The sequence below is a fragment of the Flavobacterium azooxidireducens genome, assembly GCF_023195775.1.
Taxonomy (GTDB): domain Bacteria; phylum Bacteroidota; class Bacteroidia; order Flavobacteriales; family Flavobacteriaceae; genus Flavobacterium; species Flavobacterium azooxidireducens.
On sequence record NZ_CP096205.1, the window covers coordinates 3,612,658 to 3,634,119 of the forward strand.

Here is a 21,462-nt window from a genome sequence, read left to right on the forward strand (position 1 = left end):
TGGTTAAAAATTATAATTATTTCAAAACGTGCTAATATACGGATTTTTGTACTTTTTGAAAGCTTTTTATTGAACTAATTTCAATGATTTATTAACAAAAATGAGGTGTTTTTTAGTTAATAATTAAACGTAACTTTAACTTTCATAATTCAAATATTTTTTGTCAATTAGCTGACAGTAGATATGAATGGGAATAGTTTTTGCATTTACCAACCATATTTAGTAAATTTACCTTTAAAAAGAACTGCTATGGATGATAATTTTTCTCCAAGAGTCAAAGATGTAATCACGTACAGTAAAGAAGAAGCCTTGCGTTTAGGGCACGACTTTATTGGAACTGAGCATTTGATGCTAGGAATTTTGAGAGACGGAAATGGTAAAGCAATCACTATTTTGAGCAATTTAGATATTGATTTAGAATATTTACGTAAGAAAGTAGAAATACTTAGTCCGCCCAACCCAAATGCTGAAGTGGGTAACGAAAAAAAGAATCTTCACCTTACCCGTCAAGCGGAAAGAGCGTTAAAAACTACTTTTTTGGAAGCCAAAGTTTTTCAGAGTTCTTCCATCAGTACGGCACATCTTTTGCTTTGTATTTTAAGGAACGAGAACGATCCGACAACAAAATTACTTAACAAGCTAAAAATCGATTACGATATAGCGAAAGAACAATATTTGAATATGATACCTAATAACAACGAAGACGAATATACTGACAGCTTCCCAAAAAACGAATCTTTTAATGAAGATTCAGGACAAGATGACAGTTTAAAAGAAGGCAACTTTAATAATCCCGGAAGTAAAACCAATAAAAAATCGAAAACGCCTGTTCTAGATAATTTTGGCCGTGATTTAACCGAAATGGCCGAAGAAGGAAAACTTGACCCTGTAGTTGGTCGAGAAAAAGAAATCGAACGTGTTTCACAAATTTTAAGCAGAAGAAAGAAAAACAATCCGCTTTTAATTGGTGAACCGGGTGTTGGTAAATCTGCCATTGCCGAAGGTTTAGCATTGCGAATCATACAAAAGAAAGTATCCAGAATTTTATTCAACAAACGAGTAGTTACACTTGATTTGGCAAGTTTAGTTGCCGGAACAAAATACCGCGGACAATTTGAAGAAAGAATGAAAGCGGTGATGAATGAATTGGAAAAGAATGATGACATTATTTTGTTTATCGATGAGATTCATACCATTGTTGGTGCCGGTGGAGCAACCGGTTCTTTGGATGCTTCGAATATGTTTAAACCTGCTTTAGCCAGAGGCGAAATTCAATGTATTGGTGCTACAACGTTAGATGAATACCGTCAATATATTGAAAAAGACGGTGCTTTGGAAAGACGTTTTCAAAAAGTGATTGTTGAACCTACTACCATTGAAGAAACGATTACAATCTTGAATAATATTAAAGGTAAATATGAAGATCATCACAGTGTGACATATACACCTGAAGCAATTGATGCTTGTGTGAAATTGACCAGTCGTTATATGTCTGATCGATTTTTACCGGACAAAGCCATTGATGCATTAGACGAAGCCGGTTCACGCGTTCACATCACCAACATCGAAGTTCCGAAACAAATTTTGGAACTTGAAAAACAATTGGAAGATGTTCGCGAATTGAAAAATACTGTCGTTAAAAAACAAAAATATGAAGAAGCGGCTAAATTACGTGATGATGAAAAACGCATCGAAAAAGATTTAGCAATCGCACAGGAACAATGGGAAATTGATTCTAAAAACAATAGAATTACAGTTACCGAAGATAATGTTGCCGATGTCGTTTCGATGATGACCGGAATTCCTGTAAACAGAATCGCTCAAACTGAAAGCAATAAATTAGCTCATTTACCTGAATTAATCAGAGGAAAAGTAATTGGTCAAGACGAAGCAGTAATGAAAATTGCTCGTTCGATTCAACGAAATCGTGCCGGATTGAAAGATCCGAATCGTCCGATTGGTTCGTTTATTTTCTTAGGTCAAACCGGTGTTGGAAAAACACAATTAGCGAAAGTTTTAGCGAAAGAATTATTCGATTCTGAAGATGCTTTAGTTCGTATTGATATGAGTGAATACATGGAAAAATTTGCGATTTCCAGATTAGTCGGAGCACCTCCGGGATACGTTGGTTACGAAGAAGGTGGTCAATTAACCGAAAAAGTGCGTCGCAAACCGTATTGTGTTGTTCTATTAGATGAAATTGAAAAAGCTCATCCGGATGTTTTCAATATGATGTTGCAAGTGTTGGATGATGGTTATTTAACGGACAGTTTAGGACGAAAAATCGATTTTAGAAATACCATTATCATTATGACTTCCAATGTGGGAGCTCGTCAATTGAAAGATTTTGGTCAAGGTGTTGGTTTCGGTACTGCCGCAAAAGTTTCGCAAGCGGACGATCATTCAAAAAGTGTAGTTGAAAATGCTTTAAAGAAAACCTTTGCTCCTGAATTTTTAAATCGTATTGATGATGTAATTGTGTTCAATGCATTAGAAAAAGAACATATCGATTTAATCATCGAAATCGAATTGAAAAAATTATATGCTCGAATTAAAGATTTAGGTTATACGTTGAATTTGTCTGATAAAGCCAAAGCATTTATAGCTGATAAAGGTTTTGACAAACAATTTGGAGCACGACCGTTAAAAAGAGCCATTCAAAAATATGTTGAAGATTCTTTAGCCGAAGAAATTATCACTTCCAAAATTGGAGAAGGTGACGAAATCTTTATGGATATTGAAGACGATGCTCAAGAATTAAACGTAAAAGTTCAAAAAGCAGAAAAACCAACGAGTTAAATATAACTAAATTGTAAGCCACGAATTCACGAATTAAAGTAAAACTATTTGTGAATTCGTGGCTTTTTTATATCATCAATCAAAAAATGTTAGACAACAAATTAATTTTAGGTAGCGAAGAATGGTGTTCCTTTCCAGAACTTGGTATTCCAACTATAAAAGCACGGGTAGATTCCGGAGCCAAAACTTCTGCCCTACATGCCATCAACATCAGTCCATTTATTAAAGAAGGTGAGCATTGGGTGAAATTTGATATTAATCCGATTCAAAATAATGTCAAAACCATCATTCATTGTCAAGCTCCATTAATTGATAAACGTGTTGTAAAAAGTTCCAGCGGATTTCGTGAGCAACGTTTTGTCATTCAAACGCAATTACAATTAGGTGATTCGCATTGGGTGATTGAAATGACTTTGACTAACCGAGATTCAATGGGATTCCGAATGTTGTTAGGTCGCGAGGCGATGAGCGGACGAGCGATGGTTGATCCGGAAAGGAAATATTTGTTAGGTGATAATTCAACAGATAAATTAAAAGATTTATATCCTGATGTTTTGAAAGAACGCTCGGGTTTAAAAATTGGGCTTTTGGCCAGTAATCCTGAACTATACAGCAATAAAAGAATAATGGAAGCCGGTGAACGCCGTGGTCACGAAATGCAATTTTTAAACATCAAAGAATGTTATATGAAATTGGATGCCGACACACCTGAAATTCATTACCGTGGTGGAAAAGTTTTGAATGAATTGGACGCAGTCATTCCTAGAATTCGACCGAATATCACCTTTTATGGTTGTGCGTTAACTCGTCAATTTGAAGCGTTAAAGATTTTTTGTTTGAATTCTTCTTCCGCAATTACGCAGTCGCGAGATAAATTATATTCGTTGCAATTGCTATTAAATAATGGAATCGACATTCCAACAACCGGATTTGCCAATTCGCCATTAGATACAGATGATTTAATAAAAATGGTTGGCGGAACACCTTTAATTGTAAAACTTTTAGAAGGAACACAAGGAAAAGGAGTTGTTTTAGCCGAAACTAAAAAAGCAGCTGAAAGTGTAATTAACGCATTTAAGAGCCTGAACGCCAATATTTTAGTTCAAGAATTCATCAAAGAAGCCAACGGAAAAGATTTGCGTTTGTTTGTGATTGATGGAAAAGTGGTTGCTACCATTCAACGAGAAGCATTGGCAGGAGAATTTAGAGCTAACATTCATTTAGGTGGAACAGCTTCGGTTATCAAACCTACTCGAGAAGAAAAAATCATTGCCGTTAAAGCTGCCAAAGCGATGGGATTAAAAGTTGCCGGAGTTGATATTATCCGATCGAGTAAAGGACCGCTTTTGTTGGAAGTAAATTCGTCTCCCGGTTTAGAAGGAATTGAAGGTGCTACTAATAAAGATATTGCGGGGGAAATGATTAAAGCGATTGAGAAGAATTTTAGGGTGAAGTAAAGTATAATTTTAAATAATTTTTTCTTAAAATCGTAATCTTGTTTTATTGTATATAATTACATAAATTTGAATTAATTCTATATCAGCCATAAAAAAAATGAAATTTACAAACTATTTTTTAGCCACAAGAGAAAGAAATGACAGAAAAGATATTAAATTAGAATGGATTGTTTTTGTATTTGAAAATCCAATTTTTGAAACAATACAATCTGACGGGAGAATTAAACGTTGGGCATACATTGAAGATGTAGAAAAATATTTAAGAATTATCATTTTAGAGGATAAAGAAACTGTTCACAACGCTTTTTTTGATAGAAGTTTTAAAAATTAAGATTATGAAAATTACATATTTCGAAGATACAGATACACTTTTAGTTTATTTTAATGATAATGAAATTGTTGAGACAAAAGATATCAATGAAAATACTTTAATTGAATTGGATGCGGAAGGTAAAATTGTGTCTATGACAATTGAACACGCTAAAAATCAAACTGAAATTTCATCCTTTACATTTAATCAAGTGCCAAAATTGGCGGTTTAGTTCTTCAATTCTATATCTAAACATTTTAGAAAAGAGTTGAATTATTATTTTCAATTCTTCTTATATAATAAATAAAAAACAAAATAGAATTTATTACTTTTTAAAATTTATGAAGAAATGAAACGAACAGTTTACTTATTATTAATTTTAATATCTACTTATTTTAATGCTTTTTCTCAAGGATTAAATAATGAATAATATTCATTTGATAAATCTGATTCTGAAAACATATCTAAATTCTTTTTTGGAATAGAAACTTACAAATTTTATGTTAGAGCCAAACTAAATGATGACTTTGATATAATTTTAGAGGAATATTCTAATGAAGAAAAAAAGAGTACATCAAAATTAGTCTCAGATGTAATTAACAAATACGGTATAAATCCCTTAAATAGAAATTTTGGAGACGAATTCATCAGAATCTACGTTAAAAATAGCACAATTGAAAAGAACAGTGTTGACTTGGGAATAAAATATTTAAGCTTATCTGCACCAAAGAAATTTGAAAATTTAGATTTAAAATTACTACAATCAAGAGCATTTACTAATATACCAACTGAAATAGAGGAAAAAACTCCAGTACTTGTAATTTATGGTAACAAAACTGGAAATCTTATTTCTTGCCCTGGAGATGCAAAACCTTCGGACATAATTAAATTATATGACTGGGTTTGTATTATATCTTTAGAAAAAATAAAGAAGAATAAGGAATAAAAAATTAAACAAACTAATTCAATTCTCCACCTCAATCTCAAAACTCCTCAAAAAAGCAATAGAGTTTTCAATATCATAATGCAAAATGCGATCTTCTTTTACAAAAGGAACTTCGGTACGGTAAGAAGCGATAAATTGTTCAATAAATTCACTGGATTTCAAAGGTCTTCTGAATTCAATGGCTTGCGAAGCATTCATTAATTCAATGGCTAAAATACGTTCTAGATTTTCAATAATTTTAAAACATTTTGTCGCCGCATTCGCACCCATACTCACGTGGTCTTCTTGACCATTACTGGAAACAATGCTATCAATACTGGCCGGAGTGGCTAATTGTTTGTTTTGACTTACGATACTCGCAGCCGTGTATTGAGGAATCATAAAACCGGAATTCAAGCCTGGATTGTCAACTAAAAAAGCGGGTAATCCACGAAGACCGGAAATTAATTGATAGGTTCTTCTTTCCGAAATACTTCCCAATTCAGCTAATGCAATTCCAAGAAAATCTAATGCTAAAGCTAATGGTTGTCCATGGAAATTTCCACCGGAAACTATAATATCTTCGCCTACAAAAACATTCGGATTATCGGTTACAGAATTGATTTCTGTTCGAAAAACTCTTCGCACATAATCCATTGTATCCTTTGAAGCACCGTGAACTTGCGGCATACATCGGAAAGAATATGGATCTTGAACGTGAACTTTCTTTTGATTTATAATTTGACTTCCATCTAAAAAATCAGTAATTCGCTGAGCTGTTTCAATTTGCCCTTTATGTGGACGAACTAGGTGAATCAATTCGTTAAACGGATCAATTCGACCATCAAAACCTTCCAAAGAAATGGTTCCGATTAAATCCGCCAAATAGGATAATTTATATGATTTTAATAAAATATGAACACCATAAGCACTCATAAATTGCGTTCCGTTCAACAAAGCCAAACCTTCTTTGGATTGTAAAACGATTGGTTTCCAATTAAAATGGGCAAGCACTTCTTTAGAATGCACTTTTTTTCCTTCAAAATAAACTTCGCCTTCGCCTAATAATGGTAAACTTAAATGTGCTAACGGAGCTAAATCACCTGAAGCTCCCAATGAACCTTGCGTATAAATTATTGGTAAAACATCATTGTTGAAAAATTCTATCAATCTTTCCACTGTTTCCAATTGAACACCGGAATTTCCGTAACTCAACGATTGAATTTTAAGCAACAACATCAACTTCACAATTGAATTCGGAACTTCATCACCTGTTCCACAGGCATGAGATTTGACAAGATTTTCCTGAAGTTGCGAAAGGTTTTCAGTTGAAATTTTCACATTGCACAACGACCCAAATCCGGTATTAATTCCGTAAATAGGATCGGTTTGTGACTGCATTTTTTTATCTAAATAATCCCGACATTTTTGAATGTTAACCTTCGCTTCTTCTGATAAAGCCAACGATTTATTTTCAAGTAAAATTTGGTTGATGGTTTCCAACGAAAGTAGGTCGGAACTGATATAATGATAGTGATCCATTTAATTATTGGTTGAGGTTTCAAAATTCCGCAAACGTTTGCATAAATGCAACATAATTGTGGTTTTTTTAATAACAAATTATGAATTGAATTTCTTACTTTTGAGAATCTAAACAATTATACCATGAAAAAAATTATCGCATTACTCTCCGTAATTTGCTTTATTTCCTGTCAGGATAAAGAAGTTATTACCACATTATCAGGAAAAATTGCAAACGCTGAGTCAAAAACCATCAAACTAGAAGGGTTGAATTTTTCAAAAGAAATCAATTTAAATGAAGACGGAACATTTTCGGACACGCTTCAATTGGATTATGACGGACTTTATTCATTGGTTCTAAATGATGAAAAACAACGGTTCATTTATTTAGAAAATGGATTTCAATTGAATATCGAAAACAATGCGGAAGAGTTTGAAAAATCATTTACTTTCAAAGGAAGTGGTTCTGATGAAAATAATTTTATGTCTAAAAAACATCAAGTAATTGAGTCGATTTATGGTAAAATGAATGATATGGAAGGGGTTAAACCGTTATTCACTTTAGATGAAAAAGCTTTTATTGAAAAAAATGAATTGTACAAAAAAGAAATTTTAAAAACATTGGATGAAGCAAAGTTAACCAATCAAAATTTTGTAAAACTCGAAAAATTAGATGCCGATTATCATGTTTTAAAATTGTATGAACAATATCCGTCTTATCACGGATACTTTACTGACAATAGAGAATTCAAAGCTTCAGAAAGTTTTCCAAAAGTTGGTACTGATTTTTCTTTGGATAATGAAGAATTATTTAAATTCTCCAATTCCTATCGTAATTTAAGCGGAAGTCACTTTTCCGAAAAAATGTATTCCGAAGCAGATTCAACAAAAACACCTATTGAAAAAGGTTTTGCTACTTTAAAAACGATAAAAAGTAAACTCATTCAAAGTGAAATGGTCAAAAATATGATGTATGAATTGAATGGTACAACTCCAAATTTAGAAGCTGTGTACAAAGAAATGTTGAGTTATTCAATTGATGAAAAGTATAAAGATAAATTAACTGAAAAATTTGAAATTTTAAAAGGTATTGCTAAAGGTTTGCCCTCTCCTACTTTTGATTATGAAAATATAAATGGCGGAAAAACTTCTTTAGAAAGTTTGAAAGGAAAATTTGTTTACATTGATGTTTGGGCAACTTGGTGTGGACCATGTATTAGAGAAATTCCAGCTTTAAAAGAAGTTGAAAAAGAATACCACGGAAAAAACATCGAGTTTGTCAGCATTTCTATTGATGATCAAAAAGACCTCGAAAAATGGAAAAAAATGGTAGCTGATAAAGAACTAAAAGGAATTCAATTATTTGCGGATAATGCCTGGGAATCTGATTTTGTGAAAAAATATGCCATCGATGGAATTCCGAGATTTATCTTATTAGATACCGAAGGCAAAATCATCAATTCAGATGCACCAAGACCTTCTGATGCTAAATTAAAAGAATTATTGAAAGAAGTTGGGTTGTAAGTTTAAACAAACATTCAATTTTTTATTAAACCATTTAGAAGTTAATTTAATTTCTAAATGGTTTACTTTTTTTTCAAAAACAAAAATTAACTAGCCAACCAATCCAATATTTCTTGATCTTTGGGACTGGTTCTCGGACTGATAACTTTTTCTAATTCACCTTTTTCATTTAGTAAATATTTTTGAAAGTTCCATCCTACCTCGCTATCCTGCAAACCATTTTGTGCTTTTTGGGTCAAAAATTGATATATCGGATGCATTTCTTTTCCTTTCACCGAAATTTTACTCATCATCGGAAAAGTTACGCCGTAATTCTTTTCACAAAAAGCTCCGATTTCTTCATTCGTTCCCGGTTCTTGCGACATAAAATCATTCGCAGGAAAACCGATAATCACTAATCCTTTATCTTTATATTCTTCATACAATGCTTGAAGATCTTTGTACTGTGGCGTTAATCCGCATTTGGAAGCGGTGTTTACCACCATGATTTTTTTGCCTTTCAACGAAGCAAAATCAAATTCTTTTCCTTCCAAATCTTCTACTTTAAATGTATAAATTGATTGTTTCATAGTGGTTTCTGTTGCTGTATTTTCTTTTTTAGTTTGAGCTTGGTTTTGACAACTCATCAACATAAAACAAGAAAAAATGATTAAAAAAGATGATTTCATACTACTTATTTTATTTCAAATTTACATTTTTATAAACGATGAACCTACTAAACAAATCACAAATGATTACTAAACTATTTTTTATAATATTTTTTATATTTGAAATAAGAAGCAATCCCTAACAATGTTATCAAAATCGCAGAAATATAAACAAAACTTGGCGTTACCACTTTATCTCCGCTGGCATACGAATGCAATCCGGTTAGGTAAAAATTCACACCAAAATACGTCATCATAATTGAATAGAAGGCGAAAATACTCATTAAATTAAACACCCAGGTTCCACGTAACGAAGGCACAAATCGAGCATGAATCACAAATGCATAAATCATAATACTAATCAAAGCCCACGTTTCTTTTGGATCCCAACCCCAATAGCGTCCCCAACTTTCGTTGGCCCATTGTCCTCCTAAAAAGTTACCGATTGTAAGCATTACCAAACCGATGGTTAACGCCATTTCGTTGATGTAAGTGATTTCCTGAATGCTTAGTTTCATTCGTTCTTTATTTTTTTCATTGGTTAACAAAATCAATAAAAGCGACACTATTCCTAGAATCATTCCTAACGTAAATGGTCCATAACTCCCTACAATTACTGACACGTGAATCATCAACCAATAGGAGTCCAAAACCGGTTGTAAATTCGCAATCGAAGGATCCATCCAACTCCAATGAGCAATCATTAAAATCATCGATGCTACAAAAGCTCCCGAAGCAACGGTTAACTTCGATTTTCTGTCAAATGCCAATCCGAAAAACATTGTTGCCCACGCTACATAAATCATACTTTCATAAGCATCACTCCACGGTGCGTGACCTGAAATGTACCAACGGGCAATTAACCCTAACGTATGTAAGACAAAGAAAAATCCGATTAGAATATGAAAAGCATTTATCGTATAATTGATGAATTTAGATGATTTTACAATTTGAATTACCGTAAAAATCAACATCAAAACACCCGCTAACATATACAAATAATACAAATTCTTGAAAATATCATATTTGTTATATAATATTTCAGAATCAATTCTTTTATCAGATGGACGAACTTCACTTCCGTACTTGATTTGAAATTTTTCCATTCCACCGATGATGTCATCAGCCATTTGATAGTCTTGCGTTTTACTTGCCTCTCCTAAAATTTGCATATAAGCCGGAAGAATATTTTTAAGGTTGGCAAGTTCTGTATCTTGGTATTCATCTAATTCTAAATACGAAATCCATTTGTTGTTATCATCATTCGGAACAGGGAAAATTTTGAGAATGCTTCCGCTTAAAGCCGAATTTAAAAGCACTACTTTTTTATCTACAGCAATAAAATCACTTTGAAATTTATTAGGAATAGCTGCTTTGTACGCTTCGTCTAAAAATGGACTTAATTTATAATTTCCTTTTTCGTCAAAAAAACTAATGAATGGAGCATATTTAGCATCTTTTTCAATGCCTAAAACATTTCGAATACTGTCATTTCCTCGATTTAAAAACACTAATGGCACTTCAAACCAAGCGTTTGGGGTTTGCGACATCGATAGAAAAACCTGATCAGAAGTATATCCTTTGTAGTTGTCACTTTTGCTCACTTTTCGTAGTAATTCCGACGAAAAAGTATTCACCGGTTTCATTCTTCCACCAGCATCTTGAATCACTAAACGACCAAATTTGGCTGCGTGTTCGGGTTTTGGAATGGTGGTTTCCAGAAACTTCTCAACTTCTGCTAATGAAGGTCGTTGATGATTGTGATTCTCCTCAGCATTTTGAGAAAATCCCACCAACGAAAAAAGTAGAAATGAAAGAGACAATAAGGCGGATTTCTTTTTCTTCACTTTTTCCAACTTCACTTTAATATCGTTAAAACGAGTATTTTTATCAAATAAAATCGCCATCATCGCAATGTAAAGTAAAAAATAACCGATGTACGTGAGCCAAGTTCCCCAGAAATCGTGATTTACCGACAGAATTGTTCCTTTTTCATCTTGATCAAACTGAGCTTGAAAAAATCGGTAGCCTTTGTAATCCAAAATATTGTTCATATAAATATGAGCATCTTGCTTTTTATCGCCATCTAAAACGGTCACTTTACTTTCAAAAGCAGAATAACTGTTGATGGTTCCGGGATATCTTTTGGCAATAAAATCATTTAAATGAATGCTAAAAGGAAGTTCGTAAATTTTACTTCCAAACATCAATGTGATATCCAAATCACCCATTGTCACTGTTTGCGGAACGCCTTGTTTTCCTTTGGAACCAACTAAAGTCACTTCCTTTGTTTCACCATTGGCTTCTACTTCAACAATCAAAGCATCATCAGTTGACATATCCTTCCAATCGTTGTTGGAAACGTATTCTTTTTTACCTTTCACAGGTGCGTCGGGTAAAACAAATTGAGCTCCGGCAATGTTATAAAGCGAACGAAACATCAATGGTTGCAGGGAATCTTTCAAAACCAACCCTTTCATTTGATCGGCCATTCGCATAAAATCGCCACCAAAAGTAGATTTGATAAAAAAGGAATCTCCATCTTGAATGATGTTAATAGCTCCGTCTGTTTCTTTGTTGTAGGCAAAAAGAATTCCGTGTAAACTTTGTACTTCGCCTTCTTTTAAATGATGTTCGTGACGAGTTCCTCCACTCGATTCGACTAATTTTAAAAACGTTTCGCCACTTTCATCCGGTTTGATGCTTTCGGTGGCATTCATTATAAAATTTTTATAGCGAATGGTGTATGGTTTCGTATCAAATTTATCGTTAATCGTAAAACTATTGTTGGCTGCTTGCGATAAAATTAGCGGTTTTTCGATGGTTTTTCGCTTGGTTTCACCTCTGAAATCGCCATCGGTTAAAACCGTGAGGAACGTTTTATCAGAATAAAAACGTTTTTCTGAAGCACCTTCACGAATTGGCATCATCCCTTCAAAACTAATGTATCGAGTGATAAAAGCTCCAACTAAAATGAAGATAAATGAAAAATGCAATAATAAAGTAGCCCATTTTTCCTTTTTCCAAAGTTGATAACGTTTAATATTTCCAATAAAATTGATGACAAAAAATACCATAATTACTTCAAACCACCAAGCATTATAAACCCAGATTCGGGCTGTATCTGTATTATAATCATTTTCGATAAAGGTTCCAACTGCCATCGCTGCTGCAAATGCGATGAATAAAAAAGCCATTAAACGTGTGGAAAAAAGGAAGGAAAGTATTTTTTTGTCCATTTTGAGAAGGGTAATTTTTGAAAGCACAAAAATACTTATAAAAGAAAGAATCTTATCTATTTTTATAGAATTTTTAAGGTAAGTTTAATCAGTCATTTATTCTTATCAATTTTAATCGGAAATCGGCTCTGTTTTTATTATTTTTGACGCATGGTTTCAATTGTTATTATCGGTTCAGGAAATGTAGCTCAACATTTGATTTCTGCTTTTTTGCAAAGTGATGAAATTGAGCTCGTTCAGGTTTTTTCGAGGCAAAAAGAAAGTGTTTCGCATTTGATTTCTTCGGATAAAATTGTTTCTGATTTTGCTGAAATTAAACAAGCGGATTTATACCTAATTGCCGTTTCGGATAATGCGATTGCTGATGTTTCGACAAAACTTCCATTTGAAAATCGATTAGTTGTTCATACATCCGGTAGCATGCCGATGGAAATTTTGGATTCAAAAAATCGTCAAGGTGTTTTTTATCCGTTACAAACATTTACTAAAAATAAACCGGTTAATTTTAAAGAAATTCCGATTTGTTTGGAAGCTGAAGTTGAGAAAGATTTTAAAACAATTGAAACTGTTGCTAAAACTATTTCATCGGTTGTACAATCTATTTCATCTGAACAACGAAAAGCATTGCACGTGGCAGCAGTTTTTGTGTGTAATTTTGTCAATCATTTGTATAAAATCGGAAATGAAATTTGTGAAGAAAATCAACTTTCATTTGAATTATTGAAGCCTTTGATTATTGAAACGGCTCAAAAAATCATCCATTTATCACCTGAAAATGCTCAAACCGGACCAGCCAAAAGGAATGATAGCGAAACAATCAATACCCATTTGAATTTTTTGTCTGATGAAAATCAAAAGGAAATTTATAAACTTCTAACTAAATCTATTATTGACGATGGCAAAAAGCTATAAAGAATTAATGAATGAAATAACCACCTTCATTTTTGATGTAGATGGCGTTCTTACGGATAGTTCTGTACATATTACCCCAACGGGCGAAATGCTTCGCATTATGAATATTCGGGATGGTTTTGCGTTAAAAGCTGCGGTTGAAAGCGGTTATCACGTTTGTATAATTTCCGGCGGAAGTAACGAAGGCGTTCGAATTCGTTTAAAAAATCTCGGCATTTCTGATGTCTATTTAGGTTCGCCCGATAAAGTGAAAACATTCAAAGAATACTGTGCTATTTACAACATAAATCCGGAACAAGTTTTATATATGGGTGACGATATTCCCGATTATCACGTGATGAAATTGGTTGGATTACCTACTTGTCCGCAAGATTCGAGTCCGGAAATTAAAGCAATTTCAAAATACATTTCGCATAAAAACGGTGGAAAAGGTGCCGTTCGTGAAGTCATTGAACAAGTGATGAAAGTGCAAGGGAAATGGCATTTGTATTATGATGGGAAGCATGATTAAGATGGAAGATGGAAGATGGAAGAAACGAAATGCTTTTTGTCATTCCGAAAGATGACGAAGTCGAAATAGGAATCTCCTGCGAAGCAGGCAAAAAAGCTATACTTTTTGTCATTCCGAAAGATGACGAAGTCGAAAAAGTAATCTCTTAAGAAGCAGAAAAATAGCACTAAGTTACTTTTTGTCATTCCGAAAGATGACGAAGTCGAAAATAGTAATCTCTTACGAAGCAGAAAAATAGCACTAAGTTACTTTTTGTCATTCCGAAAGATGACGCAGTCGAAAGAGGACACGAGCGATAGCGAACTGGCGAAGGAATCTCCTGCAAAACAGGCAAAAAGCGACTAAATTTTCATAAAAAAACAATTGAACTAACAAGATGATTTATCTAAAATTAATACGATACAAAAACCTACTCCTACTTGCTTTAATGCAATTAATTTTCCGATACGGATTTTTAAACCAACAAGATGGATATTTAGCATTGGCGGATTGGCAGTATTTTCTATTTGTTTTATCCACTGTTTTATTGGCAGCGGCTGGTTATGTAATTAATGATATTTTTGACCAGGAAACCGATACCATCAATCGACCGGAGAAAGTAATTGTTGGAAAAGCCATTTCCGAATCAAGAGCCTATAATATTTATGTAGGACTTAATATTGCCGGTGTTGCCATTGGTTTTTATCTTTCCAATTTAATTAATAAACCAAGTTTTGCTACGATTTTCATCTTCATTGCAGCCTGTCTTTATTTTTATGCAACCACTTTGAAGAAGATGTTGTTGCTAGGTAATCTTTTAGTTGCTTTTATTCTTGGGTTAAGTGTTTTAATTATTGGTGTATTTGATTTATATCCGGCTACTTATGATGGAAATCGTGAGAAAATGGGTTTACTATTTAAAATTCTTACCGATTATGCCATTTTTGCTTTTGTAGTAAATTTTATTCGGGAAATAATTAAAGATGCGGAAGATACAAAAGGTGATTATAACCAAGGAATGCAAACGCTTCCAATTGTTTTGGGTATTAACAGAACAGCTAAAATAATTTTCGTTTTATTGCTTGCTGCAATTGCTATTATATTTTGGTATACGAATCAGCATTTGATGGATTTTAACTTGTATTATGCTGTTTTATATGTACTTTTCTTAGTTATTGGTCCTCTTTTATATGCTTTAATTAAAAGTTGGAATGCTAAATCCAGTTCAGATTTTCGTCATTTGAGTATCATTTTAAAATGGGTTATTTTCTTTGGGATTTTGTCGATTGCTGTGATTACATATAACATCAAAATCAATACAAATGCTTAGAGAAAAACTAAAATCGTATAAAATAATTTTAGCTTCGGGTTCGCCCAGAAGACAACAGTTTTTTAAAGATTTAGACATTGATTTTGAAATTCGTTTAAAAGAAGTGGAAGAAATTTATCCGCTACATCTTCAAGCACAAGAAATTACTAATTATTTAGCGGAATTAAAAGCCAAAGCATTTGATGGAGAACTAAAACCAAACGAAATTCTAATCACGAGCGACACTATCGTTTGGCACAACAATCAATGTTTAGGTAAGCCTAAAGATGAAGAAGATGCTTTTAAAATGTTACAATCTTTGTCTAATTCTACGCATGAAGTGATTACTTCAGTGTGTTTTAAAACAAATTCAAAAACCGAAACATTTCATGAAGTCACAAAAGTAACATTTCGTGAACTTTCTGATGAAGCAATTCGTTACTATTTAACCAATTACAAACCGTTTGACAAAGCCGGAAGTTATGCCATTCAAGAATGGATTGGCTATGTTGGCATCAGTAAAATTGAAGGTTCATATACCAATGTTGTTGGGATGCCAATGCATTTAGTTTATCAAAAAATGCTTACTTTTGTCCCCTAATTCAACACCATGGAGTTTGTTAATTTATATATAAAAGAAGTTGTTGCTTCGGGCATAGTTATTGTTATTGCTATTATCTTACGTTTATTAGTTGCGAAAATTGTTAGAAGGTTTGCTCGAGTTAGTGAAATCCTTGTGCATCGAACAAATCTTGTTATCAAGTATTTTAATATTTTAATTGGAATAATCACAATAATTGAATTATTCATTATTTGGGGTGTAAAACCACAAAATGTTATCTTAGTTACCTCTTCTGTTTTTGCTGTAATTGGCGTGGCAATGTTTGCTCAATGGTCCATTTTGAGTAATGTTTCATCAGGAATTATTTTGTTCTTTTCGGCTCCTTTCAAAATTGGTGATACCATCAGAATTCACGATAAAGATTTTCCGATAGAAGCAGAAATCGAAGATATTAGAGGATTTCACACGTATTTGAAAACTGCAGAAGGCGAACTTATCACATATCCAAATAGCTTACTACTTCAAAAAGGGGTTACTGTGATTAAATTTCCACGAGAAGAAAAGGAATTCATAGATTAACATTTTATTTATAGTAGTTTAATTGGTTTTAGCGTTATATTGCAATAAATATATGAACCAAAAACACTTTTTTACGCTATTTTTTCTCTGTTTGTTTTTGTTTTCCTCAGGTCAAGAGAAAAAAACAGAAACAGATTCAACTTCACTTACTTATAAAAGAATTGAAAACTACTCTAAAAAAAATAACTTTACAAAGTTTCTTCATAAACTTGTTTTTAAGACTACAAAAGTCACTCCAATTAAACCAAAAAGCGTAAAAATTCCTGAAAAAAATCATACTCTTTACGAGGGTAAAATCATTCGAAATATTAATATTCAAACTCTTGATCCATTTGGATATTCTGAAAAAGATACAGCAAAAAAGCCAAAACGATTTACTGAAAAAGCTGCCAATTCTATCCATGTAAAATCTAAAAAATTTGCCATTAGAAATATTGTTCTTATTAAACGAAATAAACCCTATGACAGTTTGATGATTAAAGAGACAGAGCGTTTAATACGTTCGCAACGATTTATAAGAAGGGTAGATATTTCTAGTGAATTAGTCTCAGCACAATCTGACAGTGTAGATATAAACATTACAGTATTAGATTCATGGAGTTTGATTCCTAATGCCAGTTTATCTTCTTCAAGAGGATCTTATGAATTAACTGAACGTAACTTTCTCGGAACTGGCCACTTATGGGACAATCGTTTTCAACATGATTTAGACGACAAAAGAAATGCTTTTTCAACACGTTATGTTATTCCAAATATTAGAAATAGTTATGTTCAAACGGCATTCAATTATCAAATTGATTTAGATAATAATTATGCTAAAAGTATTGAAATGGAAAGAAGATTTTTCTCTCCTTATACCCGCTGGGCCGGTGGTGTTTTTTTGGAAAATAGATTACGAAGAGATAGTTTGCCGGATTTTAGTCAAGAATATAAACTGCAGACTTTTAAATTTAATACGATAGATATTTGGGGAGGCCATTCATTTGATATCACGAGAGAGAATAATGTGAATGAACGATCAACTAACTTTGTTACTACTCTAAGATATTTAAAAATAAACTATTTAGAAGACATAACCAGTGATTTTGACCCAATCGATTTTTATACAAATGAATCTTTTTGGTTAAGTGGAATTGGAATTTCTTCCCGAAAATTCGTTCAAGAAAAATTTGTTTTTAACTATGATATTGTGGAAGATATTCCGATTGGAAAATATTACGGAGTTACGATTGGAAATCAACTCAAGAACTTTGATAATCGATGGTATGTTGGAGCGAGAGCAACATTTGGGAATTATTTTAAATGGGGCTATTTAAGTACAAATTATGAATATGGTACTTTTTTTAGAGACAAAAAAAACGAACAAAGTGCTTTTGTTGCTCAAATAAATTATTTTACTCCTTTAATGGAATTTGGAAGATGGAAATTACGTCAGTTTTTTAAAAGTGATATAATTCTTGGAGGTCATCGCTTAGACATTCAAGGCGATAAAATATCTATAAATGAATCAAACGGAATTTCAGGATTTAATGATCCTAAGTTTTTAGGAACAAAAAAAATGATTTTTTCTTTTCAAACACAATCCTACTCTCCTTGGGATTGGGCCGGATTTCGATTCAGTCCATTTTTTAATTTTTCAATGGCGTTTTTGGGAAATACAGAATACGATTTCCAAAAAAGTAAGGGATACGCTAAGTTAGGAATGGGTGTTTTGATTACAAATGACTACTTAGTATTTAATTCTTTCCAAATTTCTTTTGCCTACTACCCAAGTATACCTAATGATGGTGAAAATTTATTCAAATCTAATACGTTTAAAACAGATGATTTTGGTTATTTAGATTTTGAAATTAATAAACCAAGAGTTGTTTTGTATCAATAAATTTAAGTATTTAACAAATTTTTTATAAAATAAATCAAATATTAACTATTTTTCATTTATATTTTAATTATCTTTACATGACATTATTCATTTCGATAACTTAATTAAAAAATACCACTTACGATTTTATTAATTTTAATCTAATAAGTCATGAAAAGGGTATGTTTGTTTTTAATTATTTTCTTTTTATTTCCAACAAAACTTTTATTGAGTCAGTCCTATTCTTCGGTGTATAATTTAGAAGAATATAACCAAATTCAAGTTCCTTTAGATTCAATTCGTTACTACTATTATCCAAATCTTCAAGCTTACTTTGACACTCATAAAAAAGAATATATTTATAAAAAAAGTGGTGAATGGATTCGCGAAAAATCAATTCCAAATGATTACAGAGGCTACTCATTATTCAACAAAAATTATGAAATAATAAATGGCTTAGTGAACGAAGACAATCCTGAAAAACACATTGAAACACATAAAGATATCTATCCACAAATATTTACCGCTAAAGAAATGCGAAAAAAACTGGAAAAAATAAAGCAAAATGCTTTAACCTACAATTAGAATTGGTTTTAATAAGGGAAGACAGTCTGAATGAGTTATTTATTCGGACTGTTTTTTTATTGTTAAAGAAATTCTAATTAAAAAATCAACTTATTTAATTCACTATATTTGACTTTTACTGAAAAACTGTGCATTCAATGGGGTTAAAAAAATACTTTATACTTTTATTATTACTTTTTGCTTCAACTTTATTGGCTCAACAGCCGCAAAAACCGTCTTCGGTGGAAATCTATCATCAGATTCAAAAACTTAATTTTTTAGGTTCTGTATTATATGTTGCTGCTCATCCGGATGACGAAAATACGCGATTAATTTCCTACATGGCTAATCATGTAAAAGCCAGAACTGGTTATTTATCTATTACTCGAGGAGATGGTGGTCAAAATCTTATCGGAACAGAATTACGTGAACTATTAGGCGTAATTAGAACCCAAGAATTATTAGAAGCCAGAAAAATAGACGGCGGGGAGCAATTTTTTACTCGTGCTAATGATTTTGGTTTTTCAAAAGTACCTGATGAAACCCTTAAAATTTGGAATAAAAATGAAGTGCTTGAAGATATGATCTACATCATCCGAAAATTTAAACCGGATGTTATCATTAATCGTTTTGACCACCGTTCACCCGGAACAACACACGGTCATCACACTTCTTCTGCAATGCTTTCGATTGAGCTTTTTGACCAAACAAATGATCCAAAAGTTTATCCAAATCAATTAAAATTTACTTCTACTTGGCAACCTAAAAGATTGTTTTTCAATACTTCATGGTGGTTTTATGGTGGGAAAGAAAAATTTGATAAAGCCGACAAAAGCAAGTTGAATAATTTTGACATGGGTGTCTATTATCCTTCTTTTGGAAAATCAAATCAGGAAATTGCCGCTCTCAGCCGAAGTCGCCACCAATCACAAGGATTCGGAAGCACCGGTTCAAGAGGTGATGAAATTGAATATTTAGAACTTATTAAAGGTGAAGCAGCTAAAGACAATAAAAATATTTTTGAAGGAATTGATACATCTTGGAATCGTGTAAAAGGAGGAGCAGAAATTGGAAAATTAGTGACTCAAATTGAAAAAGATTTTGATTTCAGAAATCCATCAGCGAGTATTCCAAAATTAATAGAAGCATATACTTTAATTCAAAAATTGGATGACGAACATTGGAAAAAGATCAAAGCAGAAGAAATAAAAAAAATCATCTCCGGATGTGCCGGATTATTTTTAGAAGCTGTTGCCGAATCACAAAGTTCAACCCCGGGAAGCACCTTAAAAGTAAGAATTGAAGCCATTAACCGCAGTAATCAAAAAATGGTCTTAAATAGTATCAACACTAATCCTTCGTCTATAACAGCTTTTTCAACTACAGCCCTAAAAAACAATCAACCGCAGTATATTGATTTGGAACTAAATCTTGATAAAAATGAGGAATACACTGCTCCTTATTGGCTAAAAGAGCAAGGAACTGTTGGAATGTATGCCGTTTCTAATCAAGAAAATATTGGAATTCCTGATATTATCCGAACTATTTCGGTTACTTTCTTGGTGGAAATTAATGGGACTGTAATTCCTTTTGAACGAGAAGTAATTTACAAATATAATGATGAAGTAAAAGGCGAAGTTTACAAACCATTTGATGTTGTACCGGTAGCAACTTCATCGATTTTAGATAAAGTTAAAATCTTTAATTCTGAAAAAAATAAATCGGTTGGTGTAAAAATCAAAGCCGGAAAAGATGATGTAAGTGGAAATGCATTTCTTACAGTTGCTCAAGGTTGGAAAGTATCACCCGAATCCATTCCATTCCAAATCAACAAAAAAGGTGGAGAAACAACGGTTTATTTTGAAGTCACTCCTCCCAAAAATTCTGCTGAAATCACAGCGACAAGTTATTTGGTTGTAGATGGCGAAAAATTAGACAAAGAGCAAATCAACATTCAATACGAACACATTGCTCAACAACAAGTTTTAGCAAATTCTGAAGCCAAATTCAGCAAGTTAGATATCATCATCAAAAATGAAAAAATAGCTTACATAATGGGAGCCGGCGATGAAGTTCCGCTTTATCTTTCGCAAATGGGATATGAAGTTACGATTTTAAAACCTGAAGAAATCACGCTTGAAAATCTTCAAAACTTTCAAGTTGTTGTTATGGGAATTAGAGCTTACAATACAGTAGACGAATTATCATTCAAACAACAATTATTATTCGATTTTGTCAAAAATGGCAATACAATGATTGTGCAATATAATACAACAGGAAAACTTACTGTAAAAGAATTAGCTCCATTTTCACTAAAATTATCAAGAGACAGAGTGACAGAAGAAGATGCAGAAGTTCGTTTCTTAGCTCCAAATCACAAAATAGTAAACTTTCCTAACAAAATAACTTCCAATGATTTTAAAGGATGGGTTCAAGAGCAAGGTTTGTATTATCCAAACGAATGGGACGCAACCTTCACCCCTATTCTCTCATCTAACGACAAAGGTGAAGATCCAAAAAACGGAGGTCTTTTAGTGGCTCAATACGGAAAAGGATATTATATTTACACCGGTTTGAGCTTCTTTAGAGAACTTCCGGCAGGTGTTTCAGGAGCGTATCGCTTGTTTGCAAACATGATTTCTATCGGAACCAAAACAAATTAGTACATGGAAGAGAAAAAAAAAATAGCCATAAAAAGCATTTACATTTGGGTGTTAGTTGCTAATGCTTTATACATCATTTTGTTTTACTTTATTAAGACTT

At 32.6% G+C, this 21,462-nt stretch carries 18 protein-coding genes; 15 read left to right on the forward strand and 3 right to left on the reverse strand.

What is annotated here, in order from left to right:
* The first annotated feature begins 249 nt into the window (after positions 1–249).
* From M0M57_RS15660 to M0M57_RS15680, 5 genes are all read left to right on the forward strand, one after another.
* Complete coding sequence (locus M0M57_RS15660; RefSeq protein ID WP_248434039.1) at positions 250–2,799, forward strand: ATP-dependent Clp protease ATP-binding subunit; 2,550 nt, start codon at positions 250–252, stop codon at positions 2,797–2,799.
* An 86-nt stretch (positions 2,800–2,885) separates the two neighbouring features.
* A complete protein-coding gene (rimK, locus tag M0M57_RS15665; RefSeq protein WP_248434040.1) occupies positions 2,886–4,256 on the forward strand; it encodes a 30S ribosomal protein S6--L-glutamate ligase in 1,371 nt (456 codons plus the stop codon).
* 97 nt (positions 4,257–4,353) lie between these two features.
* Positions 4,354–4,587: a hypothetical protein gene (locus M0M57_RS15670; RefSeq protein WP_248434041.1), complete on the forward strand. Its 234-nt coding sequence runs from the start codon at positions 4,354–4,356 to the stop codon at positions 4,585–4,587.
* 4 nt (positions 4,588–4,591) lie between these two features.
* Complete coding sequence (locus M0M57_RS15675) at positions 4,592–4,798, forward strand: DUF2283 domain-containing protein (protein WP_248434042.1); 207 nt, start codon at positions 4,592–4,594, stop codon at positions 4,796–4,798.
* A gap of 462 nt (positions 4,799–5,260) precedes the next feature.
* Positions 5,261–5,512 carry a hypothetical protein gene (locus M0M57_RS15680; RefSeq protein ID WP_248434043.1) on the forward strand — a complete coding sequence of 84 codons (252 nt, stop codon included), beginning with the start codon at positions 5,261–5,263 and terminating at the stop codon, positions 5,510–5,512.
* An 18-nt stretch (positions 5,513–5,530) separates the two neighbouring features.
* On the opposite strand, the gene hutH is transcribed toward M0M57_RS15680, so the two are convergent.
* Positions 5,531–7,033, reverse strand: a complete 1,503-nt coding sequence (gene hutH / locus M0M57_RS15685; RefSeq protein ID WP_248434044.1) for a histidine ammonia-lyase — start codon at positions 7,031–7,033, stop codon at positions 5,531–5,533.
* A gap of 123 nt (positions 7,034–7,156) precedes the next feature.
* Here hutH and M0M57_RS15690 point away from each other — a divergent pair, with 123 nt between their 5' ends.
* On the forward strand, positions 7,157–8,536 hold the full coding sequence (locus M0M57_RS15690) for a TlpA family protein disulfide reductase (protein WP_248434045.1): 1,380 nt from the start codon (positions 7,157–7,159) through the stop codon (positions 8,534–8,536).
* Between the two features lie 86 nt (positions 8,537–8,622).
* Here the strand turns inward: M0M57_RS15690 and M0M57_RS15695 are convergent, their stop codons facing one another.
* A complete protein-coding gene (locus M0M57_RS15695) occupies positions 8,623–9,204 on the reverse strand; it encodes a glutathione peroxidase (protein ID WP_248434046.1) in 582 nt (193 codons plus the stop codon).
* 74 nt (positions 9,205–9,278) lie between these two features.
* A complete protein-coding gene (gene ccsA, locus M0M57_RS15700; protein ID WP_248434047.1) occupies positions 9,279–12,422 on the reverse strand; it encodes a cytochrome c biogenesis protein in 3,144 nt (1,047 codons plus the stop codon).
* A 150-nt stretch (positions 12,423–12,572) separates the two neighbouring features.
* Between ccsA and M0M57_RS15705 the strand changes: the two genes are divergently transcribed.
* The 9 genes from M0M57_RS15705 to M0M57_RS15745 all read left to right on the forward strand — a co-directional run bounded on the left by M0M57_RS15705 (position 12,573) and on the right by M0M57_RS15745 (position 21,362).
* Entirely contained in the window at positions 12,573–13,334 is a 762-nt protein-coding gene (locus M0M57_RS15705; RefSeq protein WP_248434048.1) for a Rossmann-like and DUF2520 domain-containing protein, read from the forward strand.
* Positions 13,318–13,845: a KdsC family phosphatase gene (locus M0M57_RS15710; RefSeq protein ID WP_248434049.1), complete on the forward strand. Its 528-nt coding sequence runs from the start codon at positions 13,318–13,320 to the stop codon at positions 13,843–13,845. Before M0M57_RS15705 ends, M0M57_RS15710 begins: the two co-directional genes overlap by 17 nt.
* An 8-nt stretch (positions 13,846–13,853) precedes the next feature.
* A complete protein-coding gene (locus M0M57_RS15715; protein WP_248434050.1) occupies positions 13,854–13,994 on the forward strand; it encodes a hypothetical protein in 141 nt (46 codons plus the stop codon).
* Positions 13,995–14,272: 278 nt separating this feature from the next.
* Positions 14,273–15,154 carry a geranylgeranylglycerol-phosphate geranylgeranyltransferase gene (locus M0M57_RS15720; RefSeq protein WP_248434051.1) on the forward strand — a complete coding sequence of 294 codons (882 nt, stop codon included), beginning with the start codon at positions 14,273–14,275 and terminating at the stop codon, positions 15,152–15,154.
* Complete coding sequence (locus M0M57_RS15725) at positions 15,147–15,734, forward strand: Maf-like protein (RefSeq protein ID WP_248434052.1); 588 nt, start codon at positions 15,147–15,149, stop codon at positions 15,732–15,734. The genes M0M57_RS15720 and M0M57_RS15725 overlap by 8 nt, the downstream gene beginning before the upstream one ends.
* 9 nt (positions 15,735–15,743) lie before the next feature.
* Positions 15,744–16,274, forward strand: a complete 531-nt coding sequence (locus tag M0M57_RS15730) for a mechanosensitive ion channel domain-containing protein (RefSeq protein ID WP_248434053.1) — start codon at positions 15,744–15,746, stop codon at positions 16,272–16,274.
* Positions 16,275–16,326: 52 nt separating this feature from the next.
* On the forward strand, positions 16,327–18,156 hold the full coding sequence (locus M0M57_RS15735) for a BamA/TamA family outer membrane protein (RefSeq protein ID WP_248434054.1): 1,830 nt from the start codon (positions 16,327–16,329) through the stop codon (positions 18,154–18,156).
* 150 nt (positions 18,157–18,306) lie between these two features.
* The gene (locus M0M57_RS15740) at positions 18,307–18,720 is read left to right on the forward strand and encodes a hypothetical protein (protein ID WP_248434055.1); all 414 of its coding nucleotides are present in this window, start codon (positions 18,307–18,309) and stop codon (positions 18,718–18,720) included.
* Between the two features lie 137 nt (positions 18,721–18,857).
* Positions 18,858–21,362, forward strand: a complete 2,505-nt coding sequence (locus M0M57_RS15745) for a PIG-L family deacetylase (protein WP_248434056.1) — start codon at positions 18,858–18,860, stop codon at positions 21,360–21,362.
* Positions 21,363–21,462 lie beyond the last annotated feature (100 nt).